This window comes from Microbacterium sp. EYE_78, from assembly GCF_023149035.1.
Taxonomy (GTDB): Bacteria; Actinomycetota; Actinomycetes; order Actinomycetales; family Microbacteriaceae; genus Microbacterium.
Genome location: NZ_JAHXMY010000001.1, coordinates 959798 through 985324, shown reverse-complemented (window position 1 = coordinate 985324; position 25527 = coordinate 959798). Strand labels below are relative to the sequence as shown.

Annotated in this window: 25 protein-coding genes; 12 read left to right on the top strand and 13 right to left on the bottom strand. The window is 70.9% G+C overall.

The window, feature by feature from the left end; all coding sequences use genetic code 11:
* Positions 1–7: 7 nt before the first annotated feature.
* The 6 genes from KZX17_RS04750 to KZX17_RS04725 are packed head-to-tail and all read right to left on the bottom strand — an operon-like array spanning position 8 to position 4596.
* Positions 8–1039 (bottom strand): permease, encoded by a 1032-nt coding sequence (locus tag KZX17_RS04750; protein ID WP_248170431.1) that lies wholly within the window; start codon positions 1037–1039, stop codon positions 8–10.
* Positions 1029–1445: a Fur family transcriptional regulator gene (locus tag KZX17_RS04745; RefSeq protein WP_248170433.1), complete on the bottom strand. Its 417-nt coding sequence runs from the start codon at positions 1443–1445 to the stop codon at positions 1029–1031. Before KZX17_RS04745 ends, KZX17_RS04750 begins: the two co-directional genes overlap by 11 nt.
* Before the next feature lie 10 nt (positions 1446–1455).
* A complete protein-coding gene (locus tag KZX17_RS04740) occupies positions 1456–2373 on the bottom strand; it encodes a metal ABC transporter permease (RefSeq protein WP_248170435.1) in 918 nt (305 codons plus the stop codon).
* Positions 2370–3182: a metal ABC transporter ATP-binding protein gene (locus KZX17_RS04735; RefSeq protein WP_248170437.1), complete on the bottom strand. Its 813-nt coding sequence runs from the start codon at positions 3180–3182 to the stop codon at positions 2370–2372. The genes KZX17_RS04740 and KZX17_RS04735 overlap by 4 nt, the downstream gene beginning before the upstream one ends.
* Positions 3179–4207 carry a metal ABC transporter solute-binding protein, Zn/Mn family gene (locus KZX17_RS04730; RefSeq protein WP_248170439.1) on the bottom strand — a complete coding sequence of 343 codons (1029 nt, stop codon included), beginning with the start codon at positions 4205–4207 and terminating at the stop codon, positions 3179–3181. The genes KZX17_RS04735 and KZX17_RS04730 overlap by 4 nt, the downstream gene beginning before the upstream one ends.
* A gap of 56 nt (positions 4208–4263) precedes the next feature.
* Complete coding sequence (locus tag KZX17_RS04725) at positions 4264–4596, bottom strand: DUF3140 domain-containing protein (protein ID WP_248170441.1); 333 nt, start codon at positions 4594–4596, stop codon at positions 4264–4266.
* 136 nt (positions 4597–4732) lie between these two features.
* Here KZX17_RS04725 and KZX17_RS04720 point away from each other — a divergent pair, with 136 nt between their 5' ends.
* Positions 4733–5161: a BLUF domain-containing protein gene (locus KZX17_RS04720; RefSeq protein ID WP_248170443.1), complete on the top strand. Its 429-nt coding sequence runs from the start codon at positions 4733–4735 to the stop codon at positions 5159–5161.
* A 30-nt stretch (positions 5162–5191) separates the two neighbouring features.
* Positions 5192–5788 carry a DUF1349 domain-containing protein gene (locus KZX17_RS04715; RefSeq protein WP_248170445.1) on the top strand — a complete coding sequence of 199 codons (597 nt, stop codon included), beginning with the start codon at positions 5192–5194 and terminating at the stop codon, positions 5786–5788.
* Between the two features lie 5 nt (positions 5789–5793).
* Here KZX17_RS04715 and KZX17_RS04710 read toward each other — a convergent pair whose 3' ends face one another.
* The 3 genes from KZX17_RS04710 to KZX17_RS04700 all read right to left on the bottom strand — a co-directional run bounded on the left by KZX17_RS04710 (position 5794) and on the right by KZX17_RS04700 (position 9373).
* The gene (locus KZX17_RS04710) at positions 5794–7128 is read right to left on the bottom strand and encodes a dihydrolipoamide acetyltransferase family protein (protein WP_248170447.1); all 1335 of its coding nucleotides are present in this window, start codon (positions 7126–7128) and stop codon (positions 5794–5796) included.
* Positions 7129–7253: 125 nt separating this feature from the next.
* Positions 7254–8177 carry an alpha-ketoacid dehydrogenase subunit beta gene (locus tag KZX17_RS04705; RefSeq protein ID WP_248171653.1) on the bottom strand — a complete coding sequence of 308 codons (924 nt, stop codon included), beginning with the start codon at positions 8175–8177 and terminating at the stop codon, positions 7254–7256.
* 56 nt (positions 8178–8233) lie between these two features.
* Complete coding sequence (locus KZX17_RS04700) at positions 8234–9373, bottom strand: thiamine pyrophosphate-dependent enzyme (RefSeq protein ID WP_248170449.1); 1140 nt, start codon at positions 9371–9373, stop codon at positions 8234–8236.
* A gap of 134 nt (positions 9374–9507) precedes the next feature.
* Between KZX17_RS04700 and KZX17_RS04695 the strand changes: the two genes are divergently transcribed.
* Complete coding sequence (locus KZX17_RS04695; protein ID WP_248170451.1) at positions 9508–10185, top strand: response regulator transcription factor; 678 nt, start codon at positions 9508–9510, stop codon at positions 10183–10185.
* The gene (locus KZX17_RS04690) at positions 10178–11545 is read left to right on the top strand and encodes a HAMP domain-containing sensor histidine kinase (RefSeq protein WP_248170453.1); all 1368 of its coding nucleotides are present in this window, start codon (positions 10178–10180) and stop codon (positions 11543–11545) included. The genes KZX17_RS04695 and KZX17_RS04690 overlap by 8 nt, the downstream gene beginning before the upstream one ends.
* A gap of 3 nt (positions 11546–11548) precedes the next feature.
* On the opposite strand, the gene KZX17_RS04685 is transcribed toward KZX17_RS04690, so the two are convergent.
* Entirely contained in the window at positions 11549–12064 is a 516-nt protein-coding gene (locus KZX17_RS04685) for an ASCH domain-containing protein (RefSeq protein ID WP_248170455.1), read from the bottom strand.
* A gap of 85 nt (positions 12065–12149) precedes the next feature.
* On the opposite strand from KZX17_RS04685, the gene KZX17_RS04680 reads away from it, so the two are divergent.
* On the top strand, positions 12150–12980 hold the full coding sequence (locus tag KZX17_RS04680) for a hypothetical protein (RefSeq protein ID WP_248170457.1): 831 nt from the start codon (positions 12150–12152) through the stop codon (positions 12978–12980).
* Positions 12981–13221: 241 nt separating this feature from the next.
* Here the strand turns inward: KZX17_RS04680 and KZX17_RS04675 are convergent, their stop codons facing one another.
* From KZX17_RS04675 to KZX17_RS04665, 3 genes are all read right to left on the bottom strand, one after another.
* The gene (locus KZX17_RS04675) at positions 13222–14409 is read right to left on the bottom strand and encodes a glycoside hydrolase family 1 protein (protein WP_248170459.1); all 1188 of its coding nucleotides are present in this window, start codon (positions 14407–14409) and stop codon (positions 13222–13224) included.
* Complete coding sequence (locus KZX17_RS04670) at positions 14406–16019, bottom strand: alpha-amylase family glycosyl hydrolase (protein WP_248170461.1); 1614 nt, start codon at positions 16017–16019, stop codon at positions 14406–14408. Before KZX17_RS04670 ends, KZX17_RS04675 begins: the two co-directional genes overlap by 4 nt.
* 517 nt (positions 16020–16536) lie before the next feature.
* Positions 16537–17115 carry an NAD(P)H-dependent oxidoreductase gene (locus tag KZX17_RS04665; RefSeq protein WP_248170463.1) on the bottom strand — a complete coding sequence of 193 codons (579 nt, stop codon included), beginning with the start codon at positions 17113–17115 and terminating at the stop codon, positions 16537–16539.
* Positions 17116–17168: 53 nt separating this feature from the next.
* Between KZX17_RS04665 and KZX17_RS15165 the strand changes: the two genes are divergently transcribed.
* The 7 genes from KZX17_RS15165 (at position 17169) to KZX17_RS04630 (ending at position 25479) form a co-directional block, all read left to right on the top strand.
* Entirely contained in the window at positions 17169–17600 is a 432-nt protein-coding gene (locus KZX17_RS15165; RefSeq protein WP_248170464.1) for a GIY-YIG nuclease family protein, read from the top strand.
* A gap of 112 nt (positions 17601–17712) precedes the next feature.
* Positions 17713–18771 carry a LacI family DNA-binding transcriptional regulator gene (locus KZX17_RS04655; protein WP_248170466.1) on the top strand — a complete coding sequence of 353 codons (1059 nt, stop codon included), beginning with the start codon at positions 17713–17715 and terminating at the stop codon, positions 18769–18771.
* Positions 18772–18819: 48 nt separating this feature from the next.
* Positions 18820–20514 carry an ABC transporter substrate-binding protein gene (locus KZX17_RS04650; RefSeq protein WP_248170468.1) on the top strand — a complete coding sequence of 565 codons (1695 nt, stop codon included), beginning with the start codon at positions 18820–18822 and terminating at the stop codon, positions 20512–20514.
* Between the two features lie 3 nt (positions 20515–20517).
* Positions 20518–21501 (top strand): ABC transporter permease, encoded by a 984-nt coding sequence (locus KZX17_RS04645; protein WP_248170469.1) that lies wholly within the window; start codon positions 20518–20520, stop codon positions 21499–21501.
* Between the two features lie 17 nt (positions 21502–21518).
* Complete coding sequence (locus KZX17_RS04640; RefSeq protein ID WP_248170470.1) at positions 21519–22523, top strand: ABC transporter permease; 1005 nt, start codon at positions 21519–21521, stop codon at positions 22521–22523.
* Positions 22523–24214 (top strand): ABC transporter ATP-binding protein, encoded by a 1692-nt coding sequence (locus KZX17_RS04635; protein ID WP_248170471.1) that lies wholly within the window; start codon positions 22523–22525, stop codon positions 24212–24214. The genes KZX17_RS04640 and KZX17_RS04635 overlap by 1 nt, the downstream gene beginning before the upstream one ends.
* Positions 24211–25479, top strand: coding sequence for a glucoamylase family protein (locus tag KZX17_RS04630; RefSeq protein WP_248170472.1), 1269 nt, complete (start codon positions 24211–24213; stop codon positions 25477–25479). Before KZX17_RS04635 ends, KZX17_RS04630 begins: the two co-directional genes overlap by 4 nt.
* Positions 25480–25527 lie beyond the last annotated feature (48 nt).

The window sequence follows — 25527 nt, the reverse complement described above, 5'->3', positions numbered from 1 at the left end:
GACGGTGTCACGCAAGGAGGTTCACCACCCCGCCGATCGCGGCGGCCGCGAGGATCACGGCGACCACCAGCACCCCCAGCACCCGCGTGCGGAACGTCGTGCGCAGGAGCGCGAGCATCTTGACGTCGACGAGCGGCCCCACGAGCAGGAACGCCACGATCGCGCCCGGCGTGAACGTCGAGGCGAACGACAGTGCGAAGAACGCGTCGACGTTCGAGCAGATCGCGACCACCATCGCCAGCAGGATCATCGCCGCGATCGACAGCGCCGGGTTCGAGCCGATCGACAGGAGCACGTCGCGCGGGATGAGCACCTGCACGGCGCCCGCGAGCGCCGACCCGATGACGAGCGCCGGCATGACGGCCCGCAGCTCGACGACGAACTGCGCGAGGCTCCGGCGCCCCTTGCCGCCGCTCGCGCCCTGCTCGGCGAGACACGCGTCGCGGAACCGGTCCGTGAGCAGGGAATCGGGGTCGGGATGCCGGCTGTACAGCCACCCGATGACGTTGGCGATGAGGTAGCCGCCGAGCAGCCGGGCGACGAGGACGCCGTCGTCGAAGCCGAACGCCTGGTGCGTCGTGATGATCACGATCGGGTTCACGATCGGTGCCGCGATGAGGAAGGTCATCGTCTCGGCGACCGAGAAGCCGCGCATCATGAGGCCCCGCGCGAACGGGACGTTGCCGCACTCGCACACCGGAATCAGCATGCCGAGCAACGACAGGACCGCGCGGCGGGCCCAGGCGTTCCGCGGCATCCAGCGTTCGATGACCCCCGGCGGCACCCACACCTGCACGACGATCGACAGCACGACCCCGAGCACGACGAACGGCAGCGACTCGATGAGCACGCTCAGCGAGAGGGTCAGCCCGTCCTGTGCACGCGTCGGCAGTTCGGGCGACGGGCTCCAGACGGCGACACCGACGAGCGCGAGCGCGGCGAGCGCCGCGATCGCGAGGGCGACGGTCGCACGGAGCGTCGACCCCCGCTCGGGGGTCGACGCGGGGCGGGATGCCGCGGGGCGGACCTCAGTCCGCACGGGCCCCGGCGGCCGCCTGCACGGCGGTGCACTCGGCGCAGGTGCCGAAGATGTCGACGACGTGCTCGGCCTGGGTGAAGCCGTGCGACGCCGCGGTGCGCTGCGCCCACGTCTCGACCTCGTCGGCCTGGATCTCGACGGCCTTGCCGCACACCCGGCAGATGAGGTGGTGGTGGTGGCCGGTGCTGGCGCAGGCCCGATAGATGGCCTCGCCCTCGGGCGACTGCAGTTGGTCGGCCTCGCCGGAGGCGGCGAGCGTCGCGAGCGCGCGGTAGACGGTCGCCAGGCCGATGCCGGTGTTCTCGTCGCGCAGCGCCGCATGCAGATCCTGGGCGCTGACGAACCCGGGGGCGTCGGACAGCGCCGAGCGGACGCGCTCGCGCTGCCAGGTGTTGCGCTGGGCCATGACCGGGATGTTACCCGTGCAGGTTGGCCGCGCGCTGGGCGCCGCCGGGGCGGACGCGGCGACCGGGGGCATCCGCCCGCTGCACGCGACCCCGCCGTGAGCCGACGATGCGGCAGACGAGGTAGATCGCGAACGAGATGGTGGTGATGTACGGGCTGACGGGGAGCGTGCCTGCGACGGCGAGCAGGATGCCGCCGACGGCCGACACGAATCCGAAGCCCGCCGCGAGCAGCGGCACCGCCACCGGACCGGTCGCGACCCGGACCGCCGCAGCAGCCGGGGTGACCAGCAGCGCCATGACCAGCAGCGCGCCGATGATGTGGACGGCGACCGCCACGGTGAGCCCCAAGAGCAGCATGAACGCGAGCGAGACGCCGACGGTCGGCACGCCCCGCGCGGCGGCGGACTGCGGATCGAGCGAGTCGAAGCGCAGCGGTCGCCAGATCAGCAGCAGCGCGACGAGCACGATCGCCGCGATCACGATCAGCCAGGTGAGCTGGCCGGACTGCACCGACACGATCTGCCCGGTCAGCAGGCTGAACCGGTTGGCGCTGCGTCCGTCGTAGAGCGCCAGGAACAGGATGCCGAGTCCCAGACCGAACGGCATGAGCACGCCGATGATCGAGTTGCGGTCGCGCGCGCGAGAGCCGAGCCACCCGATCAGCGCGGCGGCGACGATCGAGCCGACGATCGACCCCGTCACGACGTCGGCACCGATGAGGAGCGCCGCAGCGGCCCCGGCGAACGAGAGCTCGCTGATGCCGTGGACCGCGAACGCCATGTCCCGCTGCAGGACGAAGACGCCGATGAGCCCGCCGACGAGGCCGAGCACGGCACCCGCCCACACCGAGTTCTGCACGAGAACGAGGATCTCGCCGTAGACCGGCATCCCGCCGAACATGGCGTCGGCGACGTCGTCCCAGTTCATGCGTGGTCCTCGTGATGGTGGTGGGATGCCTCCGCGTCCGGCGCCCCCACGACGACGAGGCGGTCACCCGCGCGGAGCACGAAGACCGGGGCGCCGTACAGATCGGTGAGCACCGGAGAGGTGAGGACGTCCTTCGGCTTGCCGAGGGTGAAGCGGCCGTTCGCGATGTAGAGGATGCGGTCGACCTTGCCGAGGAGCGGATTGATGTCGTGGGTGACGAGGAGCACGGCGGCGCCGCCGCGGCGGTGCTCGTCGATGAGCTTCACGACGGCCTGCTGGTTGGCGAGATCGAGGCTCGTGAGCGGCTCGTCGCACAGCAGCAGGCGAGGGTCGTCGGCGAGTGCCTGACCGACGCGCAGACGCTGCTGTTCACCGCCGGACAGGATGCCCACGGGCTGGTCCGCGAATGCTTCTGCGCCGACCGCCGCGATGAGCTCGTCGACGCGCTCGCGATCCTTGCGGCGCGGGATCGGCGGACCGAACCGGTGCCCGCTGACACCCAGGGCGACGAGGTCGCGGCCCCGGAGCGCGGTGTCTCGAGGCAACGGTCGGGTCTGCGGCAGATAGCCGACCCCGCGGTTTCCGGCCCGCCGGACCGGCGCGCCCGCGACCAAGATCGACCCCTCGCTGAGGTGCTCGAGCCCGAGGATGGCGCGGAGCAGCGTCGTCTTCCCCGAGCCGCTCGGCCCGAGGACCGCGATGAGCTCGCCCGGCTGCACGTCCAGGTCGAGCCCGCTCCACAGCTCGCGCCCGCCACGGCGGAGCGCTGCACCCCTGATCTGCAGGGGCGGGACGTCGGGCCGGGTCACCGAGTCAGGCTACCGGCCAGCTCGTCGATGTTCTGCTGCATCCACTCGACGTAGGTGAGGCCGTCGGGCAGGAGCTCGGTGAACTCGAGGACCGGGATGTCGTTCTGCTCGGCCAGGTTCTGCACCTCGGTGGTCTCGGCGCCGCCGGTTTGCGCGTTGACGATGACCGTCCGGACCTCGCCCGAGTCGAGGATCTTCGTCGCCTCGAGCAACGTCGCCGGCGGCACGTCCTGACCCTCTTCGACGGCCTCGCTGAAGGCCTCGGGCGTCGCGTTCTCGAGCCCTGCGGCTGCCGTCAGGTAGAGCGGCACCGGCTCGGTCACGAAGATCTTCTCGCCGGCGTGGCCGGTCTTGATGTCCTCGAGGGATGCCTCGAGCCCCGCGATGTCATCGATCAGGGTCTTCGCGTTGGCCTCGTAGGTCTCGGCGTTCGCGGCATCCAACTCGCTCAGCTCGTGGGCGATGTCCTCGACCAGGTGCTCGACGGTGTGCGGGTCGTACCAGATGTGCTCGTTGAAGCCCTCGATGTGGTCGTGACCCGCCTCCTCGTGCGCGTGGTCCTCGCCCTCGGCGTGATCCTCCTCGGCGTGGTCCTCGCCCTCGGCGTGATCCTCCTCGGCGTGCTCGTCCCCGGCGTGGCCCTCGTTGCCGGGGAAGTCGTGCGAGAACTCGACGGCGGTGAGCACCGGAGCGTCGGTCCCGGTCGCGTCGACGAGGCCGTCGAGGAAGGAGTCGTACCCGCCGCCGTTCTCGATGACGAGGTCTGCCTGCGAGACGGTCAGCTGGTCGCGGGCCGACGCCTCGTAGGAGTGCGGGTCCTGCGAGAGCGAGTCGATGATCGAGGTGACCTCGACGTCGTCGCCGCCCACCGCGGCGGCGAGCGAGCCGTAGACATTGGTCGAGGCGACGACCTGCAGGCGGTCGTCGCCGCTCGTCGAGGCTGCCCCGGTCGCCGTCGCGCAGCCGGCGAGGACGAGGACGGACCCGGCCGTCAGGGCGAGGAGGGCGGGCACACGGGAGGTCATGCCGCCGATTCTACGCGGTGTTGATAATCGTTCTCAAATCGGACGCTTCCCGCGTCTCATTTCAGCGGGTCGTGACCCCAGTTCATCAACGAGTACCGCCAATCGGTGTCCTCGACGTCGCCCTTTGGCCGCTGCTTCGTGTGGCGCGCGACGTACCCGTGCACCTTCTTCATGTGGGCGTAGTCGGCATCCGTCAGGTCGTCCTTCTTCTTCCCCAGGATGCCGACGATCTTCCGGCCCGAGGCATGCCCCGTGGACTCACCACCACCCGACTTCTGTCCCACCGACTTCGACTCGTCGGTGTCGAGCCAGTGCTCGATCTCGCTCGCCGTCATGTTGACCGCATCATCGAAGTCCTTCTTCACCTGCTGCTGATCGTCATCGCTCATCCCGCGAGTGTCGTGGCCGCCGTACCGGCGCGCCACGGGGTTGCGCAAGAGCGCGGAACCGGGTTCGACCGGGTGTTATGGTCATCGCACCGGGCGGCACCCGCACCCCCGGCGTTCACCTTCCGGGAGTCCCCGCATGACCGAGCCGCTGACCTTCATCGTCTACGCGAGCACCGCGGCCGAGCCGTTCGATCACGACCGTCTCGTCGAACTGCTGACCGAGAGCCGCACGAACAACGCGCGCGACGACATCACCGGCATGCTCGTCTACCGTCACCCGGACTTCATTCAGATGCTCGAGGGCCCGGATGCCGCGGTCCGCGCCTTGCTCGAGCGCATCGGGCGGGATCCTCGCCACACCGACGTCCGCGTGCTCCTCGACGAGCAGGTCACCGAGCGCACCTTCTCGACGTGGTCGATGGGCTACGAGCCGACACCCGAGGGCGGCGACACCGACGCCGCGATCGACGCCCTCCAAGGCCCGGCCGATGCGCGTTCGACCCGCGAGTCGGCCGACGCGCTCGGTGGCTGGTTCCGCGATCGGGCGGGCGCCGGACGCGACTGACCGATCGGCGGAGAGGCGACAGGAGCGACCATGTCGACAGACGTACCGGGACTGCCCGGCGCCGAATGGACCCACGGCGAGGGTCACCTGCGCGTGGAGGGTGCTGACGTCATCCTCGTCGCCGACGCCGGCGTGGACTGGACGAACGACGCCGCGGGCGCGACCCCGCACCAGACCTCCACCAGCCTGTCGGTGGTGCCCCCGCATCCGTTCCAGTTCTCGGCGCTCGTCTCGGTCGACGGCCCGCGGACCACGTTCGACGCGGCCGCCCTGACCCTGTGGAGCGACGCCGACCACTGGGCGAAGCTCTGCTTCGAGTGCTCGCCTCAGGGCGAGGAGATGGTCGTCAGCGTCGTGACCGACACGTATTCGGACGACGCGAACGGCCCGATCATCACCGCCGGCGAGGTGTGGCTGCGGGTGGCGAGCATCGGCGAAGCGTACGCCTACCACTACTCGCTCGACGGGGAGACGTGGCACTTCGTCCGCCAGTTCCGGCTCGACGCCCCGAACCGGCTGCGGGTCGGAATCATGTCGCAGGCGCCGACGGGCGAGACCGCGGTCGCCCGCTTCTCCCGCATCCGCCTCGTGGCCGAGCAGCTCTCCGACGTGCGCGGCGGGAGCTGACCCGCTCAGTCGAGCAGGAGCGCGGGCTCCTCGAGCACCGAGGCGACGTCGGCGATGAACCGGCTGATGCCGTCGCCGTCGATGACGCGGTGGTCGAACGACCCCGACACCGTGGTCACGAAGCGGGGGCGCACCTCGCCGTCGACGACCCACGGCTTCTGCCGGATCGTGCCCATCGCGATGATGCCGGACTCACCCGGATTGATGATCGGGGTCCCGGCATCCATCCCGAAGACGCCGATGTTCGTAATCGTGAACGTGCCGCCCTGCTGATCGGCGGGCGTCGTCTTGCCGTCCCGCGCCGTGATCGTCAGCTTCTCGAGGGCCCGAGCGAGGCCGCGCATGTTGAGGTCCTGCGCGTCCTTCACGTTCGGGACGAGCAGGCCGCGCGGCGTCGCGGCGGCGATGCCGAGGTTCACGTAGTGCCGCATCCGGATCTCGGCGCCGTTCTCGGTCTCGACCCATGCCGCGTTGATCATCGGGGTGCGCCGGAGCGCCCAGATGACGGCCCGCGAGAAAATCAGGAGCGGCGAGATCTTCACGTCGGCGAAGTCCGGCGAGGCTTTCAGCCGCTTGACGAGCTCCATCGTGCGGGTCGCGTCGACGTCGGTCCAGACCGAGACGTGCGGCGCCGTGTAGGCGCTCGACGTCATCGCATTGGCGGTCGCCTTGCGGACGCCCTTGACGGTGATCGCCTCTTCACGGGCGTCGACGGGCGGCGCGGCCGGAGCGGAGACGGATGCCGAAGGTGCCGCGACGGGAATCGACCGCTCGCGCTCCTCGGGGATCGCCGGCGTCGCAATGTTGCGGAAGACCGACGCCTGCTCGGCGTGACGGACGACGTCCTCGCGGGTCACCTCGCCGGCCGCGCCGCTCGGGGACACGTCGGCCAGATCGACGCCGAGGTCGCGGGCGAGCTTGCGGATCGGCGGCTTCGCGACGACGCCCACCGCCTTGGTCACGGGCTTCTCGGCGGGCTTGCGGCGGCGCGACTTCACCTCGCCGCCGGTGCCGTAGCCGACGAGCACCGAGCCACCGGACTCCTCGGCCGGCTTCTCACCGTGCTCGGAGCGGCCGATGTCGGCATCCGGCTGCCCTTCACCACCGGCGATCGTGATGATGGCCGCGCCGACCTCGACCGTCGTGCCCTCGCCTGCGAGGATGTCGCCGACCGTGCCGCTGAACGGCGACGGCAGCTCGACGAGCGACTTGGCCGTCTCGATCTCGACGAGGACGTCGTTGACGTCGACGGTGTCGCCGGGCGCCACACGCCACTGGACGATCTCAGCCTCGGTGAGGCCCTCGCCGACGTCCGGCAGGTGGAAGGTCTGCGTGCTCATGTCATCTCCATCCCCGCGAGACTGCATCCGCGCGTCGAGACAGCGGCGTGACGCCGCAGTCTCGACGCACACGTGCAGTCTCGCGGACGTGAGGGGGTCGCGGGTACGGGAGGCATCGGCGGGGGTCAGTAGGCGAGGGCGCGGTCGACGGCCTCGAGGATGCGGTCCGCGTCGGGGAGGTACTGGCCCTCGAGCTTCGCGGGCGGGAAGGGGACGTCGAAGCCCGAGACCCGGAGGACCGGCGCCTCGAGCGCGAAGAACGCCTTCTCCATGACGGTCGCGGCGACCTCGGAGCCGACCGACACGTTGCCGGGCGCCTCCTGCGCGTAGACCATCCGGCCGGTGCGGCGGACGGACTCGATGATCGGCTCGTAGTCGATCGGGGCGAGCGAGCGGATGTCGATGACCTCGCACGAGGTGCCCTCGCCCTCGGCGAGCGCGGCCGCCTGCAGCAGCGTCGTGACCATCGCGCCGTGGCCGACGAGCGTCACATCGGTGCCCTTGCGGACGACGCGAGAGGCGTGCAGCGGGAGCGCGCGCTCGGCGACGTCGACCTCGCCCTTCATCCAGTATTTCGCCTTGGGCTCGAGGAAGATGACGGGGTCGGGCGACGCGATCGCGTCCTGGATCATCCAGTACGCGTCGTTCGGCGTCGACGGCGACACGACCCGCAGCCCCGGGGTGTGCGCGAAGTACGCCTCGGGGCTCTCCTGGTGGTGCTCGACGGCGCCGATGTGCCCGCCGTACGGGATGCGGATGACGACGGGGAAGTTCGCGGTGCCCTCGTGGCGGTTCGTCAGCTTGGCGAGCTGCGAGGTGATCTGGTCGAAGGCGGGGAAGACGAAGCCGTCGAACTGGATCTCGATCACGGGACGGAACCCGGCCATGGCGAGGCCGATCGCGGTGCCGACGATGCCGGACTCGGCGAGCGGGGTGTCGAGGACGCGCTGCGAGCCGAACTCGGCGTGGAGCCCCTCGGTCACGCGGAAGACGCCCCCGAGCGGACCGATGTCCTCGCCCATCAGCAGGACGTGGTCGTCCGCCGTCATCGCCGCGCGCAGGCCCGCGTTCAGCGCCTTCGCGAACGGCAGGGTCTGGATGTCGCTCACGCGTTCCCCTCCTCGAAGGATGCCTCGTACTCGGCGAGCCAGCGCTGCTGCTCCTGCACGAGCGGGTGGACGTCCCCGTAGACGTGGTCGAACATGATGCCCGTCGGGATGTCGCCGAGCGCGTTGGTGCGCACGCGCACGTCGTCGGCGTAGGCGGCGGCCGTGGCATCCACCTCGTCGAAGAAGGATGCCGACGCGCCCCGCGCCTGCAGGAACGCCCGCATGCGCGCGATCGGGTCGCGCTCCGCCCACGACTGCTCCTCGTCGCTCGTGCGGTACTTCGTCGGGTCGTCGCTCGTCGTGTGCGCGCCCATCCGGTACGTGAGCGCCTCGATCGCGCGGGGGCCGCCGCCGGCGCGCGCCTCGTCGAGGGCGAGCTTGCTGACGGCGTAGCTGGCGAGGACGTCGTTGCCGTCGACCCGCACCGATGGGATGCCGTAGCCCTCGCCGCGCCGGACGAGCGGCACGCGGGACTGCGTCGAGACGGGGACCGAGATCGCCCAGTGGTTGTTCTGCAGGAAGAACACCTGCGGCGTCTGGTAACTGGCCGTGAAGACCATCGCCTCGTGGACGTCGCCCTGGCTCGATGCGCCGTCGCCGTAGTAGACGATGACCGCCTCGTCCTTCTCGGGGTCGCCGGTGCCGGTGCGGCCGTCGAAGACGAGGCCCATGCCGAGGCCCGTCGCGTGCAGCGTCTGTGCCCCGAGGACGAGCGTGTAGATGTGCGTGTTCTGGTGCGCGGCCGGGTTCCAGCCGCCGTGGGTGAGGCCGCGCATGAGGCGGATGATGTCGATCGGGTCGACGCCGCGCGTCGTGACGACGACGTGCTCGCGGTACGACGGGAAGACGTGGTCGTGCGCGCGGGCCGCGCGCACCGAGCCGACCTGCGCGGCCTCCTGCCCGAAGGACGGCGGCCACAGGGCGAGCTGCCCCTGGCGCTGCAGGTTGGTCGCCTGCCGGTCGAAGGCGCGCACCACGACCATGTCGCGGTAGAACGTCTCGAGCTCTGCGTCGGTGAGGGCGTCGATCACGGGCAGATACCGCTCCGCGATCGGCGAGGGGGCGTACGAACCGTCGGCGGCGAGGACGCGGACGACGTCGGATGCTTCGGCCGGAGCCTCGAACGAGGGGGTCACCCTCCCACGCTAGACCCCGCCGTATGACGGGTTCTGCATGAGGTCGACAACGGATGCCGCGATTCGCCGTGCGGGAAGGACAACGGATGCCGCGCTTCAGCGCCGCTTCAGGACGCGCACGTCACACTGGGCGCATGCGTGTTCTGGTGGTCGACGACGAAGTGCGCCTCGCCGACGGCGTGCGGCGCGGACTCGAGGCCGAGGGGTTCGCCGTCGACGTCGCGCACAACGGCGTCGACGGGCTGTGGCGTGCGCGCGAGAACCGGTACGACGCGATCGTGCTCGACCTGATGATGCCGGGCATGAGCGGGTGGAAGGTGTGCGAGGCGCTGCGCGCCGAGGAGAACTGGACACCGGTGCTGATGCTGACGGCGAAGGACGGCGAATGGGACCAGGTCGACGCCCTCGACGCCGGTGCCGACGACTACGTCACGAAGCCCTTCTCCTATCCCGTCCTCGTCGCGCGGCTGCGCGCCCTGATCCGGCGCGGCGGCGTCGAGCGTCCCGTGGCCCTCGACGCCGGCGACCTGCGGGTCGACCCCGCGTCGCGGCGCGTGCACCGCGGCGACACGCCCGTCGAGCTCACCTCGCGGGAATTCGCGGTGCTGCTGCACCTCATCCGCCACAAGGGACAGGTCATCTCGAAGCGCGACCTGATCGAGGGCGTCTGGGACGACGACTTCGAGGGCGATCCGAACATCGTCGAGGTGTACGTCGGGCACTTGCGGCGCAAGCTCGACCGGCCGTTCGGTCGCAGCGCGATCGAGACGGTGCGCGGCGCCGGGTACCGGCTGGCGGCGAACGGTGGCTGAGCCGCGGAAGGGTCGGATGCCGCAGTCGCTCCGCGCGCGCATCACGGCGGCGGCCGCCCTCATCGTCGGCGTCGTCATGGTGCTCATGTCGATCGCCTTCGCCGCCGTGCTGAGTGCCGAGGTGCGCGACGCCACGATGCGAGCCGCCGAGACCCGCGCCCAGGAGATCGCCCTCCGCGTCGACGAGTTCGGCGCCGACGCCGTCGGCGACCTGGACGACGACATCGCGCAGGTCGTCGACGCCTCCGGGCGCGTGGCGGCGGCGTCGGACGACGCGGATGCCGGGCCGCTCCCCTCCGACCGCGGCGGCGAGATCGTGTCGTACGACGGCGAGCGCGTGCTCGTCGTCACGCAGGACCTCGACGACGACGGTCGCGGGCAAGACGACGACGATGACGACGACGGACCGTCGCGGGAGGGCGTCATCGTCCTCGCCGTCCCCGTGGAGGACGATGACGCGACGCTCGCGACCACGGGGTGGCTGCTGGCGGCATCCAGTCTCCTCGTCTTCGTGGTCGTCGCGGGCGTGACCTGGTGGGTCGTCGGGCGGGCGCTGCGTCCGGTCGAACGCATCCGGCGGGAGGTCGACGACATCACCGCGGACCGGCTCGACCGGCGCGTCGCCGAGCCGGCATCGGGTGACGAGATCGCGGCGCTCGCGACGACGATGAATCGGATGCTCGAGCGCCTCGACGCCTCGGCTACCGCGCAGCGGCGGTTCGTCTCGGACGCCTCCCACGAGCTGCGTTCGCCGCTCGCGACCATGCGCCAGCACGCCGAGCTCGCGCGCGCCCACCCCGATGCGACGACCCTCGACGACCTGGCCGACGTGGTGAGCGACGAGGGCCTGCGCATGCAGGACCTCGTCGACAGCCTGCTCGTCCTGACCCGCCTCGACGAGACGGCATTGCAACGCCGCGGCACCGTCGACCTCGACGACCTCGCCCTCGCCGAGGCGTCACGACTGCGGGCGGCCGGCGTGGCGGTCGACGCGACCAAGGTCGGCGCGGCGCAGGTGGCGGGAGACGAGCGGCTGCTCGGCCGCGTCGTCCGCAACCTCGCCGACAACGCGGCGCGGCACGCGGCATCCAGGGTCGCGTTCGGCGTCCGGGTCGACGGAGCGCAGGCGGTGCTCACCGTCGACGACGACGGCACAGGCGTCCCCGAGGCCGAGCGGGAGCGCGTGTTCGAGCGCTTCGTGCGCCTCGACGAGGGGCGGGCTCGGGATGCCGGGGGCAGCGGCCTCGGCCTCGCGATCGTCGCGGGCGTGGTGCGCGCGTCGGGCGGTACGGTCGCCGTCACGGACTCCCCGCTCGGGGGCGCCCGCTTCGAGGTGCGGCTGCCGGCCGCATCCGATTGAGACTCAGTCAGCGTGCTCGGGCGGCCAGACCACGCGGAAGCGCTCGAAGACGATCTCGTCGTCCTCCGTCCAGGTCGCACCGCGGGCCGCGCTGACACGGGTGAAGTACCGGCGGTGTTCGCGCTGCCAGCTCCCGAGTGACAGGTCGTCCTCCCCCTCGTCGGCGGCGAAGGCGGCGTCGACGCTCGCGAACGAGCCGATGCGGAGCTCGATGCTCCGGATGATCACGCGGGGCGCGCCGGCGCCGTCGCAGGCGATCCAGTGCGAGCCGATCCGCGGCACGGCGCCGCCGTCGAGGAGGTACTCGGCGACGAGCTCGGAGGTCGCCCGCTTCGCCCCCGTCAGCACGACCTCGAGCAGCTGATCGGCGAGGCGCGGACTGTCGCCGAAGTGCTCGATCGTGTACTCGGATCCCGCTGCCGCAGCCTCGGGGTGGGCCTCGGCGTAGGCGGCCCACATGCGTTCGGCGGCGTCTCGGTCGAGCGGGAAGGCGGCAGCGACGGGAGGGTTCTCGGGCATCCGTCGATCATGTCATCACCGCTTCCTGAAGACGGCTTCAGGCTGCTTCAGGAAGGCTTCAGTGCCCCCTCGGCATCCTGAGGGCATGAGCGAGAACACCAGCACCCCCGACCACACGCCCGCCGCCGACGCGAACGCGACGGCACCCACCCAGCAGTACGCGCCCGTCGCCGAGGCGCCCACCCAGAAGCCCGCGAAGCGCCGCGGCAAGACCGCCCTCATCGCCGGCGGAGCCGCGCTCGGCGCGATCCTGCTCGTCGGCGGCGGCGCTGCCATCGGCGCCACGGTCGCCGACGAGGACGACGACGACCGCCTCGGCGGTGTCGTCACCGGTCAGCAGACGGACGCCGATCAGGGCGGGACCGACCAGGGCGCGAACGGCCAGGGCACCGCCGGCCAGGGCACCGCCGATCAGGGCACCGGCGGCGGGGTCGATGCCGATGACGACGCGCAGGACGACGACGGCCCGTCGGACGCCCCGACCGCGGCCGCCGGCGACTTCGGCGCGGCGACGGCCGACGAGCTGGACACCATCGGCCAGGCGGCGAAGGGCGTCGCCGACGGCGAGGTCACGGCGATCGACGCGAACCGCGACGGCAGCTGGGACGTGACCCTGCGCGGCGCCGACGGCTCCGAGACCGAGGTCCTCGTGGGCTCGGACGGTCAGGCGGTCGTCCGCGAGACCGAGGCGGCGGACGGCGACGACCGGGCGCCGCAGAACGTCCTCGACGCGCGCACCCTGGCGACCATGGTCGACGCCGCGCTGGCCGAGCAGCCGGGTCGGATCATCGACATCGACGCCGACGACGACAACCGCTCGCCGTTCGACGTCTCGATCCTCACCGGCGACCGCCAGATCGTCGAGGTCACCCTCGACGCGTCGGGCACCGTCATCACGACCGAACTCGACGACTGACCGGATGCCGCAACGCGGCATCCTCCTCGCTCCAGGCGCGGGTCCTTCGGGATCCGCGCCTGCGCGCGTCCCGCCGACTCAGCGGCGCAGCGCTTCGCGAGGAGATGACGCTTCCCGAGGAGGAATGGCGCGGAATCCGACCGCTGGACGCGACATCTCCTCGCGAAGCGACTGGATCAGCACCGCGAAGCGACTAGATCAGCACCGCGAAGCGCCGTCGCGGGCAGCCGCGCGCACCGGGTCAGGCGGTCGGGATCACCCCGCGCTGCGCGAGGTCGCCGAGCCAGGCGAGGCTCGGCTTGGGCGTCCGCGCGAAGGTCTCGTGGTCGACGTGGATGAGCCCGAACGTCGGCCGGTACGAGCCCCACTCGTAGTTGTCGAGCAGCGACCAGTGCAGGTAGCCGCGCACGTCGAGGCCGTCGCGGAGCGCCGCCGACACACCCTGGAGGGCGCCGGTCGTGTAGTCGATGCGCCGGGTGTCGTCGGCCGTCGCCATCCCGTTCTCGGTGACGATCATGGGGATGCCGCCGGTCACCTCGTGGGTGTGGCGCAGCGCGTGCCCCAGGGCCTCGGGGTAGTACTCCCAGCCCGTGAGCGTGCGCTCGACGTCGTCGGGGAAGGGCACCGGGCCGTCGGGGCCGATGATCGTGCGCAGGTAGGACTGCACGCCGATGAAGTCGTCGTCGCGCGCCTGCTCGAGGTAGTAGTCCTCGCGCCAGTAGCCCCACTCGTCGCGCTCCTTCTCGTACCCGGGCACCGCCTGATACACCTGGTTCGCGACGGACCACCCGCTCTTCACGTGTCCGAGGCCCGACAGCACCTCCCGCGACGCGTGGTGGGCCTCGGCGATCACCTGCGCGACGTGCGGCGAGGGCCCCGGGAAGTTGACGCCCTGCTCGGTGTCGATCTTCGCCTCGGTCTGGTTGACCATCATGTTGGGCTCGTTGATCGTGACCACGTGCTCGACGTCGTCGAGGATGCTGGTCGCGGTCTCGGTGTAGCGGCGGAACCGGTCGACGACGTCGTCGGCGTACCAGCCGCCGTCGCGGCCCTGCCAGCGCGGCACCGTGAAGTGGTGCAGCGTCACGAACGGGGCGATGCCGGCATCCCGGCAGGTGTCGATCATGCGGCGGTAGTGGTCGAGCTGCGCCCGCGAGATCACGCCCTTCTCGGGCTCGATGCGCGCCCACTCGATCGAGAAGCGGTAGGTGCCGAGGCCCGCCTCGGCGAGCAGGCGGATGTCCTCGGGGTAGCGGTGGTACGAGTCGCACGCGTCGCCCGAGGGCTGCTCGACGGTGGTGTCGGCGGCGTGCTCGAACTCCCAGTGCGCGGTGTTGACGTTGCCGCCCTCGATCTGGTGCGCGGCCGTCGCGGCGCCCCAGAGGAATCCCTCGGGCGCGGGGGTCGTCGGTCCGGTGTGCGTCGTCATGCGGGGTTCCTTTCATCGGATGCCGCGGGTGCCGCGGCCGTGGTCTGGTCGAGCTCGACGACGGCGCAGCCGAACGCGTCGAGGTGGAGGGTGTCGCCGTCGAGTCGCGCGGCGTATCCGTGGACGAGGCGGCCGGCGGCATCCGGGACCGTCCGCGGCGTGCGCGAGGGGTTCAGCGCCACGAGGAGCGACCCGCCCCGCACGTAGGTGAAGGGATACGCCGTGGTGCGGACCTCGACGTCCGCCGACGCGGACAGCCGCGGGTCGCTGCGCCGGAGCGCGATCGCGTCGCGGACGAAGGTCAGGAGCGAGCCGGGGTCGCCCCGTTGATCGGCGACGGTCGGCCGCTCGGGATCGGGGTCCTCGGGCAGGTACTGCGAGGGGTGGATGCCGTCGCCCACCGCTCCCCACTGCATCGGCGTCCGCGACCCGGCTCGCTCGTAGCGGGGACCGAGCGAGGACCCCTCCAGCGGGCCGAGCCCGGGGACGTACCGCATCCCGATCTCGTCGCCGTAGTAGATCGACGGCATCGCCGGCCAGGTGAGCACGAGCAGCAGCGCCGCACGGGCCTGCGCGGCATCGCGGGGACCGCTGACCAGACGCGTGAAGTCGTGGTTCGCCGTCGGCAGCCCGACGACGCCGCCCCGGCCGTCGCGGGCGATGGCGCCCGAGGCCTCCCGCCAGGCGGCGACGAAGTCCGCCGCGTCGCCGGTGCCGTCCGCTCCGGCCCAGACCTCGGTCTGGTTCCACGCCTCGTGGACGGTGCCGGCGTTGTCGTTGAACAGCGACTTCAGCGGCCAGCCGTCGCTGTCGCCGCCGAACTGCAGGAAGAAGTCGCTGTGGAAGCCCGCCGGGATCGCCCGCGCGGGATCGCCCCACTCGGAGATGAGGATGCGGCCGGGATGCGTCGCGTCGAGGCGCGAGCGGATGTCGTTCCAGAGCTTCGCGGTCTCGACGTGGCCGGGGTCGTCCTTGACGAGCGAGGCCGCCATGTCGACCCGGAACCCCTGCACGCCGCGGTCGTACCAGCGGCGGATGATGTCGACGAGCGCGTCGCGGTTGCGCCGCGGCCCCTCGGCGTCGACCGGCTGCCGCCACGGCTCGTCCGGGTGGGTCCTGGCGTAGCCGAAGTTCAGCGCGGGCTGGAAGGCGAAGAAGTTCGGCTTGTAGAAGCCGCCGCGCGAGCCGGGGACCGGCTCGAACCCCTCCGCAGCCCGCTCGGAGAACACGTAGCGGCCGTCGTCGGGGTCGGAGACCGCGGTGCGGAACCAGGGGTGCTCGTCGGACGTGTGCCCGGCCACGAGGTCGAGGAGCACGGCGATGCCGCGGCGATCCGCCTCCGCGACCAGGCGATCGAGGGCCGCGTCGCCGCCGTACCGCGGATCGACGTGGTCGAAGTCGGCGACGTCGTAGCCCGCGTCGCGCATCGGTGAGACGAAGCACGGGTTGATCCACACCGCGTCGACGCCGAGCCACGACAGGTGGTCGAGCCGACCCGCGAGACCGTCGAGATCGCCGATGCCGTCACCGTCGGCATCCGCGAAGCTCTGCGGATAGACCTGGTACAGCACGGCACGGTCGAGGCGGTCGGCGAGCGTCGAGACGGTCATGGCGATCCTCCTGCGTCGTTGCCGGGCCCGGTCGGTCGCCGCGCGGCATCGCGCTGCGGGGTGATGTAACCGGTTACCTCCGAGACCGTACCCCATGTATCCGGTTACATCCAACGCCTGCGGAAAAAGTGGGCGTCATTGGTACCACAGCCGCGATGTCCCCCGAAAGGGGGACAAAATGAGAGACCATCGGCGTATTCTCCAAGTGCTGTAGACCAACAGATGGGGAGCTGGGTAGCCCGCAACCCGTCTGGTCTTTGGGGGATTCCAGGCGTACCCGCGTGCGGGCTTTCGCTACAGCATTCAGGACCCGGCTGGGGCCTGGGGGCGACCCCACTCCAGCCGGGTTCCGCACAAGGGGTGTCGCCTCGCCCGTGAGCGGCGTATCGTCGCCGGCATCCCAGGCCCCCGGGTTGTCCGCGCGGGATCCGTCTCCCCAGGTCATGGCGACGCATCCGGGCCCCGGGTCGTCGAGTCGTCCCCCCGTCGGCTCCGATCCGGGGCCTTGCGCGCGACCTCAGCCCGTGATCGCTGCGACGAGGCGGTCGACGGCGGCGTCCACGTCCGCCGCCGCGCCACCGGCATCCGCGTCGTACAGGAACTCGGTCAGACCCCGCGGACTGCCGCAGTAGTCCACGATGCCGGTCTCGATCTGGGTCGAGAACGAGCGGTCGTAGCCGCGGCGCTCGTACAGCGCCTCGTCGGATCCGGCGATGGGCACGAGATGCGTCGTCAGCCACTGCAGACCGGGACGGATGCCGCCGCCCTCACCCACGCCGAAAGCCCAGCCGTTCACGAACACGCGGTCGATCCAGCCCTTCAGGATGCCGGGCATCGACCACCAGAACACGGGGAAGACGAGCACGAGATGCTCCGCTCGCTCGAGGCGGGCGATCTCGGATGCCACATCCTCGGGGTACTCGCCCGCGACGCGGTAGGAATGCCGATCGCCCATGGCGAACCGGGGGTCGAACCCCTCGGCGGTGAGATCGGCGATCTCGGCGTCGCCCGGGGGGAGTGCGGCGGCGAGTCGTGCGGCGACGTGGTGGGTCAGCGAGGACGGGTCGGGGTGGGCGATCACGATCAGCGTGGACACCCTCTCATTCTGCCGACGGGACGGATGTCGGGGGCCGGCGGGAGGATGGCATCGTGCCCGAGCCGCTCCCCACGCCGTGCCGCGTCTGCGGCGGGGACACGGGCACGCGCCAGGACGACGTCTGGCACTGCGCGCGCTGCGGCTGGCGGCTCGGCGACGCACCGGACGCCGATCTGCCGCTCCCCCGCGTCGACGTCGTGTACTACCTGCGATACCGGGACCGCGTGAAGATCGGCACGTCCGCGACGCCCCGTCGGCGACTGACCGCGATCATGCACGACGAGGTGCTGGCCTTCGAGCCCGGCGACCGGACCGTCGAGCAGCGCCGCCACCGCGAGTTCGCGGAGCTCCGCGAGGGCGGGGAGTGGTTCACGCTGACCGGACCGCTGGCGGCGCACGTGGACGAGGTGCGGGACCGGTTCGGTGACCCGTGGCCGGCGTACGACCGGTGGCTCGGAGACGCCCTCCGCCGACTGTCCTCGTGATCACCGCTGCGGACAAGGTCTTGATGTAACCGGTTACCTTCCGCTACAGTCCTGCGATGTATCCGGTTACATGTGGGCCGGAGCCCGCATCACGAGGAGGTGGCGAGCGATCATGACGGCGTCCGACGGTCACAGCACCCGGCCCCGCGGTCGCGCCCACGGCGGCGCACGACCCACCATCCGCGACATCGCGCGCGAGGTCGGCGTCTCGGTCGCCACCGTGTCGCGGGTCACCCACGACGATCCGCGGGTGACGGGCGAGACGAAGGAGCGCGTGCGCGAGGCGATCGACCGCCTCGGGTACACGCCGTCCTCCCTCGGTCGCGCGCTGTCGTACCAGCGCACCAACACCCTGGGCATCGTCCTCCCCGGCCTCGGCGGCCCCTACTTCGCCGCACTCATCGAAGGCGCCGAGTCCATCGCCGTCGAGCGCGGCGTCGCGATCAATGTGCTGGGAACGCACCTCCGCCCCGATGCCGTCGCATCCGTCCGCCAGCTCGCAGCCCGCACCGACGGCCTGATTGTCGCCGGCGGCACGGTGCCCGACGAGGAGATCGCCCGGCTTGCGCAGATGGGTCGAGTCGTCGTCGTCGCGGGAGAGAGCGCCGAGGCGCCGGCGGTCCTCACCGACGGACGGGCCGCGGCATCCGAACTCACCCGTCACCTCATCGAGGTGCACGGGCACACGAGACTGCAGTTCGTCGGCGAGCCGACCGGCTCGCCCGACACGAGCCTTCGATACGACGGCTTCCGGGACGCGCTCGCCGGAGCGGGCCTCGTCGAGGCGGACGAGCCGCTGCGATACGGACTGGATGTCCGCAGCGGTGCGCTCGCGGCCCGCCAGGTCGACGAGAACGGCCTGCCCGAGGCCCTCGTGTGCGCGAATGACGAGCTCGCCATCGGGCTGCTCGCGACGCTGCCGGGCCTCGGCCACCGCATCCCCGGCGATGTCGCCATCACCGGATTCGACGACCAGTCGCTGGCTGAGATCGCCTCGCCCCGCCTGACCACCGTGCACCAACCCGTCACCGAGCTGGGCGCACGCGCCGCTGCGGGAGCCCTCGGCGACGACCTCGACGACCGCACGCTGCTGCCGACCCGCTTGGTCGTCCGCGAGTCGTGCGGCTGCAGCACGTCGACCGGCTCGGCGACCGGAGACCCGCAGGACTGACGACGGGGCGCTGCGCGCCCGCACCCGAAATGGAACGAGGAGGTTCCGATGAGACCACGCACGAGAATCGCGGCGAGCGCCGCGCTGGTGTCCGCACTGCTGGCGACGTCCGCCTGCGCGAACATCGGGCTCGAGCCGGCGCCGCCCGCAGAAGAGGGCATGATCGCCGAGATCCGGATGCCGTCCGAGGCCGCCGGCTCGGTGCAGGGCATCCTGAACTACAACTGGCTCTCGCCCAACGCCACCGTGCAGACGTGGCTGTTCGAGCCGCTCATGATCCGGGACCGGTTCACCTGCGAGGCGATCCCGTGGCTGGCCACGTCGTACGAGTGGACGACGCCGGATCGCATGGTCATCGACCTGCGGCAGGGTGTCGAGTGGAGCGACGGCGAGGCGTTCACCGCCGATGACGTCGTCTACTCCTTCATGGTCGGCAAGGAGTTCCCCGCGGCAGACCGCGCGGGCCTGTGGGGCGAGTTCTTCGGGGCCGCGGCAGAGACCGTGACGGCGCTCGACGACCACACGGTCGAGATCCAGTTCGCCGGCGCCGCCGTGCCGAAGACCGACGCGATCCTCTCGACGATGCGGATCCTGCCCGAGCACATCTACGCCGAGCAGGGCGACCCGACCCTCTACGTCGACGAGGTCGGCGTCGGGACGGGACCGTTCGTGCCGAAGGACTACAACGGCCGCCGGCTCGTGATGGAGCGCAATCCGAACTACTGGGCCGCCGAGGACGTGAAGATCCAGCAGATCTCGCTCGAGGGGCAGTACGACGCGAACTCCGGCGCGCTGAAGCTGCGCGGCGGTGCGCTCGACATGTACCGGGGCGACATCCCGAATCCGAACCGGTCGGTCGTCGCGCCCGATCCCGAGAACGCGCACTTCTTCTACCCGCCGGACGCCACCACCGTCCTCGCGATCAACAACGAGCGCCCGGTGCTGAACGACCCCAAGTTCCGCGAGGCCTTCGCCTACGCGATCGACCGCGAGGCGATCACAGAGCGCGCGAGCTTCGGCATCATGGAGCCCGCCAGCCAGACGATGCTGCTCCTGCCCTACCAGGAGCAGGACATCCCCGAGAAGTGGAGCGGCGACAAGGCGTACATCCCCTACGACCCCGACCAGGCGAACGAGAAGCTCGACGCCGCCGGGTACGAGAAGAACGCCGACGGGTGGCGTGTGGACGACGAGGGCAAGCCGCTGTCGTTCGTCTTCAGCGTGCAGGCCGGCTGGATGGACATCATCGCGATGGCCGACGTGATCGTCCGGAACGCGAAAGACGTCGGGGTGCAGGTGAAGATGGTCACCACCGATCCGAACGCCGTCGACGGCATGCAGCGATCGGGCGACTTCGACATGGTCGTCGACTTCGTCGGCGGCGGATGCCAGCGGGCACGAGACCTCGGCGGTCGCCTGCAGTCGTCGCAGATCTCGAAGGACAAGGACCTGCTGCTCAACCGGGCGCGGTACTCGAGCCCCGAGGTCGACGCGCTCGTCGACGAGTGGGCCAACGTCACCGACGAGGGCCGTGCACAGGAGATCGAAGAGGAGATCATCGACGTCTTCATGACGGAGTTCCCCTACATCGCCCTGCAGTACGCACCCAGCCGTCTCATCTACCGCACCGAGAACGCGGTCGGGTGGCCCAGCGAAGAGGACCCGTATCCGATCGATCAGGTGATCCGGCTCGCGACCGAGCTGCGCCCCGCCGGCGACGCCGCGGCATCCGGGGAGGACTGAGCCGTGGTCTACTACGCACGCAAGACCGGGTACTTCCTGCTCACGCTGTGGGCGGCGATCACGCTGAACTTCATCATCCCGCGCCTGCAGCCGGGCGACCCCGCCGAGATCATGGTGACCCAGCTCACCGGTCGCGGTGAGGTCGACCCGGCCCAGGTCGCGGCGATCCGGACGATGCTCGGCTACGGCGACGACAACGTGTTCGTCGCGTACTGGCAGTACCTGCAGCAGCTGTTCGCCGGCGACCTCGGCATCTCGTTCACGTACTTCCCCGCACCCGTGCTCGAGGTGCTCGGCAAGGCGCTCCCGTGGACGCTCGTGCTCGTCGGCATCACGCAGATCCTGTCGTTCCTGCTCGGGACGCTCCTCGGAGCGATCGCCGCGTGGCGCCGCAACAGCCGGTTCGACACGACCATCTCGGTAGGTTCGACCTTCGTCGGCAACCTGCAGTCGGTGTGGATCGCCCTCATCGTGGTGTTCCTGTTCGCCTACTCGCTGGGCTGGTTCCCGGCCACGGGCGGTTACGGCTACACCGATCCGGGCACGCCTGAGCACGCTGCCGACGTCATCGCGCACGGCTTCCTGCCGGCGCTCACGCTGATGGTCACCGCGCCGATCGGGTTCATCCTGTCGATGCGCAACACGATGGTCCAGGTGCTCGGCGAGGACTACATCCGCCTGGCCTCGGCCGCCGGCCTCAAGGAGCGGACGCTCGCGCTCGGCTACGCCGCCCGCAACGCCCTGCTGCCGGTGATCACCGGGTTCGCGCTCTCGCTCGGCGTCCTCATGGGCGGATCGATCCTCATCGAGACCGTCTTCGACTACCCCGGCATGGGCCGGCTGATGGGCGAGGCGACGAGCAACCGCGACTTCCCGCTCATGCAGGCGATCCTGCTCGCGACGATCGTCATCGTCCTCACGGCGAACTTCATCGTCGACCTCATCTATCCGCTCATCGACCCCCGCGCCCGCAAGGCGTCGGTCTGAAAGTCGGGTGACGAATCATGGCTCCTGAAGAGACCCCCCTCCCGCAGCCGGCAGCGATGCCGCAGCCCGCGGGCGGCGTGCTGCCCGATCGCACCGAGCCGGTGCGGACGTTCCGACGCCGCATCACCGAGGCGGATGCCTCGACGCGAGAGGTCGTCGCGGTCGTGCGACCGCCGCGCTGGTACCAGGTCATCTGGTCCAGCCGGAAGGCGCGTGTCGGCCTCGTGATGCTCGCGGTCTTCGCCCTCGTGGCGATCCTGGCCGACATCCTGACGCCGTACAGCCCCACCGACGCGTCGTTCGCCCCGTCGCAGGATCCGAGCGCGGCCCACTGGCTGGGCACCAACACCCTCGGCTACGACATCGGCACGCAGCTCGTCCACGGCACGAGACTCTCCTTCGCGATCGGCGTGCTCGGCGGACTCGCCACCATCGTGATCGCGATCGTGGTGGGGCTCCTCGCCGGGTACCGCGAGGGCAGCGCGCTCGACGACGTGCTGTCGTTCGCGACCAACCTGGCGCTCGTCATTCCGGTCCTACCGCTGATGATGGTCATCGTCGCGTACAGCGAGACCCGGGGCCTGGCCCTGCTGGTGTTCGTCGTCGCGATCACGAGCTGGGCCGGGGCATCCCGGGAGATGCGCGCGCTCATCATCTCGATGCGCAACCGCGACTACGTGACGGCGGCGCGGTTCGGCGGCGACGGGATGCTGCGCATCGTGTTCCGGGAGATCATGCCCAACATGTCGTCCCTGATCGTCTCGGGCTTCATCGGGGCGGCGACCGCCGCCATCGCAGCCGAAGCCGGCTTGTCGTTCATGGGCTTCGGCGACCCGAACACCGTCAGCTGGGGGCAGATGCTCGCCCAGGCCAACGCCAACGGCGCCCTCGTGCAGGGCCTGTGGGTCTGGCTCGTGGCCCCCGGTGTCATGCTCGCGCTCCTCATGACGTCGCTGACATTCGTGAACTTCGGCGTCGACATGCTGAGCAACCCCCACCTGCGCGAAGAGGAGGAGAAGTGATGGACACTGCGGCATCCGTACTCTCGGTCGAGAACCTGTCGGTGCAGTACCGGCCCAAGGTCGGCGCGACCGTCGACGCCGTCAAGAACGCCTCGCTGCAGGTCGCGCCGGGTGAGTTCGTCGGGCTCGCGGGCGAGTCCGGCTCGGGCAAGACGACCTTCGCGCAGGCAGTGCTGAAGCTGCTGCGCAGTCCCGGACGCATCACCGGCGGGACGATCCGCTGGGGCGACCAGGACGTCACCGACCTCTCGGGCGACGATCTGCGCCCGTACCGCTGGTCGTACGTCTCGACGGTGTTCCAGTCGAGCATGAACTCGCTGAACCCCGTCGTCCGCGTGCGGCGCATGTTCGAGGACGTCATGCACGAGCACACCGACCTCAGCGATCAGCAGATCCGCGAGCGCTGCGGCGAGCTGTTCGACCTCGTGAGCGTCGACGAACGGTTCCTCGGGATGTACCCGCACGAGCTGTCGGGCGGGATGCGCCAGCGCGTCAACCTCGCCCTCGCCCTCGCGCTGCAGCCGCAGCTGGTGCTCTTCGACGAGCCGACCACCGGCCTCGACGTCGTCGTCCAGAAGTCGATCCTCGACAAGATCCGCGAGCTGCAGGAGCGGGAGCGCTTCGGCGCGGTGCTCATCACGCACGACATGGGCACGCTGCTCGACTTCTCGGACCGCGTCGCGGTCATGTACGAGGGCGAGATCGTCGAGGACATGACGGCGTCGGATGCCGTGAGCCAGGGCCCGAAGCATCCGTACTCCATCCACCTGGTCGGGTCGTACGCCGAACTGCTCGGCGAGGATGTCGCGGGATACACCGGGGCGGAGCTCGAGGAGCCCGACGAGGTCTCGCAGGAGTCGCCGATCCAGGGCAGGACGGTGCTCGAGGTCGAGGACCTCGGCCGCCGGTTCGCGAAGCGGCAAGGGCTCAAGACCGAGCACGTGGACGCGGTGAAGGACGTCTCGTTCACCCTGCGCGAGGGCGAGGTCACCGCGCTGGTCGGGCAGTCCGGTTCGGGCAAATCGACGATCGCCCGCATCCTCACCCGCATCGACGTGCCGACCTCCGGCTCGGTGCGCTACGCCGCGAAGGCGGATGGGCAGATGCACGACATCGCGTCGCTCCGCGGGAAGATCGCGCGGGAGTACCGCCGCAACGTGCAGTACGTGTTCCAGGACCCGTACGCCGCGCTCAACCCGACGCTGACGGTCGGCTACTCGCTGGCGCGTCCGCTCGTGAACTTCCTGCACGTCGGGCGGCGCGAGGCGATCGAGCGGTCGGCGAGTCTGCTCGAGACCGTGGGGCTCACCCCGGCGGGCCGGTTCATCGGGCGCCTGCCGCACGAGCTGTCGGGCGGTCAGCGCCAGCGCGTCGTCATCGCCCGCGCGCTCGCCGCCGAGCCGCGCCTCGTGATCGCGGACGAGCCGATCGCGAGCCTCGACGTGTCGATCCGCGCCGAGATCCTCGAGGTGCTGCAGTCGCTCGTGGCCGACCACGGCGTCGGGATGCTGTACATCACCCACGATCTGCTCTCGGCCAAGAGCCTCGCGAACCACGCCCTCGTGCTGAAGGACGGTGCGCTCATCGAGTCCGGCCCGGCCGAGCAGGTGATCGAGAACCCGCAGGCCGAGTACACCCGGCAGCTGCTGGACGCCATCCCCAACCCCTTCGAGAAGAGGTCCGCCGCATGACGCCCCCCGCCGTGGAGACCCTGCCCGCAGACATCCGCGAGCTGACCGAGCAGGAGGTGGATGCCTCGATCCGCTGGCTCTGGCGGTTCTCGACGCCGTCGGGGCCCGGCTGCGGCCTCGTCCTCGACCGCGACGACCTGCCGGACGTCGCCACCGTCGCGGCGACCGGGTTCGCGCTCGCCGCGTGGTGCGTGGGCGTCGAGCGGGGCATCCTCGATCGGGCGGAGGTCCTCGAGCGCGTGCGCGGCACGATGCGAACCCTCGAGCAGACGGTGCCGGAGAAGAACGGCTTCCTCGCGCACTTCGTCGATGCCGCCACCGGCGAGCGCCAAGGCCGGTCGGAGTACTCGACGATCGACACGTCCCTCGCGCTGTGCGGCGCGGTGGTCGCGGCATCCTTCTTCGACGACGCCGACGTGTCGGCCGCAGTGGACCGGATGCTGGCGCGCATCGACTGGAACTGGCTGTCGGCCACCGGGCCCGACGGGCGGACCGTACTGCGCATGGCGTGGGTGGGCTCCGCCGGCGACGACTACGCCGAGGGTGCGGACGACGCGGGCTTCGTGAGCGCGTGGAGCATGACGGCCGAGCAGCTGACGATGTACCTGCTCGCGGCGGGGCACCCGGACGTGACCGCCGAGCACGCGCAGGCGCTCTGGGACGGCTTCGACAAGCCGGTCGGTTCGTACGGCGGGCACGAGTGCGTGTACGAGCCGGGCGGGACGCTGTTCACCTACCACTTCCCGCTGGCGTTCTACCCGTTCCAGCGGGTGCGCGACCGGGACGGGCGGGACTGGTGGGCGAACTCGCGCGAGGCATCGCTCGCGTCGAAGGCGTGGTGCGCCGACCAGGCCGGGACGTGGCGGACCTTCGCCTCCGGGCTGTGGGGGCCGGCCGCGGGGCTCGGTCCCGGCGGCTACGTGGTGAACGGCGCCCGGCCGGCGGCGCACGAGCCGCGAGGCGACGGGACGATCCCGCCGGTGTCGCTCTTCGGGGCGCTGCCGCTCGCGCCCGAGGCGGTCGCGCCGGCGCTCCGCGTGCTGCGCGACGAGCACCCCGGCGCGTGGAACGAGTGGGGTGCGACCGACGGCGTGAACCTCGAGGGCGACGAACCCTGGTACGCCGAGCCGCGGTACGGCCTCAACAAGGGGGCGACGGCGCTGTTGGGCGCTGCGGCGCTCGGGTCGACACTGGTGTGGGATGCCTTCTCGCGGCATCCGTGGATCGCCCGCGGCGCCGACAAGCTCGGCTTCACCGCGGCCTGAGGCGCGAGGCGGGGTCCCCGGCCAGGGGCATCCCCTCCCCCTGTCGCA

What these genes read in the sequence shown, in the direction of transcription:
- KZX17_RS04745 (WP_248170433.1), bottom strand. Translation starts at nt 1,445, where the DNA reads ATGGCCCAGCGCAACACCTGGCAGCGCGAGCGCGTCCGCTCGGCGCTG.
- KZX17_RS04740 (WP_248170435.1), bottom strand. Translation starts at nt 2,373, where the DNA reads ATGAACTGGGACGACGTCGCCGACGCCATGTTCGGCGGGATGCCGGTC.
- KZX17_RS04730 (WP_248170439.1), bottom strand. Translation starts at nt 4,207, where the DNA reads ATGACCTCCCGTGTGCCCGCCCTCCTCGCCCTGACGGCCGGGTCCGTC.
- KZX17_RS04725 (WP_248170441.1), bottom strand. Translation starts at nt 4,596, where the DNA reads ATGAGCGATGACGATCAGCAGCAGGTGAAGAAGGACTTCGATGATGCG.
- KZX17_RS04720 (WP_248170443.1), top strand. Translation starts at nt 4,733, where the DNA reads ATGACCGAGCCGCTGACCTTCATCGTCTACGCGAGCACCGCGGCCGAG.
- KZX17_RS04715 (WP_248170445.1), top strand. Translation starts at nt 5,192, where the DNA reads ATGTCGACAGACGTACCGGGACTGCCCGGCGCCGAATGGACCCACGGC.
- KZX17_RS04710 (WP_248170447.1), bottom strand. Translation starts at nt 7,128, where the DNA reads ATGAGCACGCAGACCTTCCACCTGCCGGACGTCGGCGAGGGCCTCACC.
- KZX17_RS04705 (WP_248171653.1), bottom strand. Translation starts at nt 8,177, where the DNA reads ATGACGGCGGACGACCACGTCCTGCTGATGGGCGAGGACATCGGTCCG.
- KZX17_RS04695 (WP_248170451.1), top strand. Translation starts at nt 9,508, where the DNA reads ATGCGTGTTCTGGTGGTCGACGACGAAGTGCGCCTCGCCGACGGCGTG.
- KZX17_RS04685 (WP_248170455.1), bottom strand. Translation starts at nt 12,064, where the DNA reads ATGCCCGAGAACCCTCCCGTCGCTGCCGCCTTCCCGCTCGACCGAGAC.
- KZX17_RS04680 (WP_248170457.1), top strand. Translation starts at nt 12,150, where the DNA reads ATGAGCGAGAACACCAGCACCCCCGACCACACGCCCGCCGCCGACGCG.
- KZX17_RS04675 (WP_248170459.1), bottom strand. Translation starts at nt 14,409, where the DNA reads ATGACGACGCACACCGGACCGACGACCCCCGCGCCCGAGGGATTCCTC.
- KZX17_RS04670 (WP_248170461.1), bottom strand. Translation starts at nt 16,019, where the DNA reads ATGACCGTCTCGACGCTCGCCGACCGCCTCGACCGTGCCGTGCTGTAC.
- KZX17_RS04655 (WP_248170466.1), top strand. Translation starts at nt 17,713, where the DNA reads ATGACGGCGTCCGACGGTCACAGCACCCGGCCCCGCGGTCGCGCCCAC.
- KZX17_RS04650 (WP_248170468.1), top strand. Translation starts at nt 18,820, where the DNA reads ATGAGACCACGCACGAGAATCGCGGCGAGCGCCGCGCTGGTGTCCGCA.
- KZX17_RS04640 (WP_248170470.1), top strand. Translation starts at nt 21,519, where the DNA reads ATGGCTCCTGAAGAGACCCCCCTCCCGCAGCCGGCAGCGATGCCGCAG.
- KZX17_RS04635 (WP_248170471.1), top strand. Translation starts at nt 22,523, where the DNA reads ATGGACACTGCGGCATCCGTACTCTCGGTCGAGAACCTGTCGGTGCAG.
- KZX17_RS04630 (WP_248170472.1), top strand. Translation starts at nt 24,211, where the DNA reads ATGACGCCCCCCGCCGTGGAGACCCTGCCCGCAGACATCCGCGAGCTG.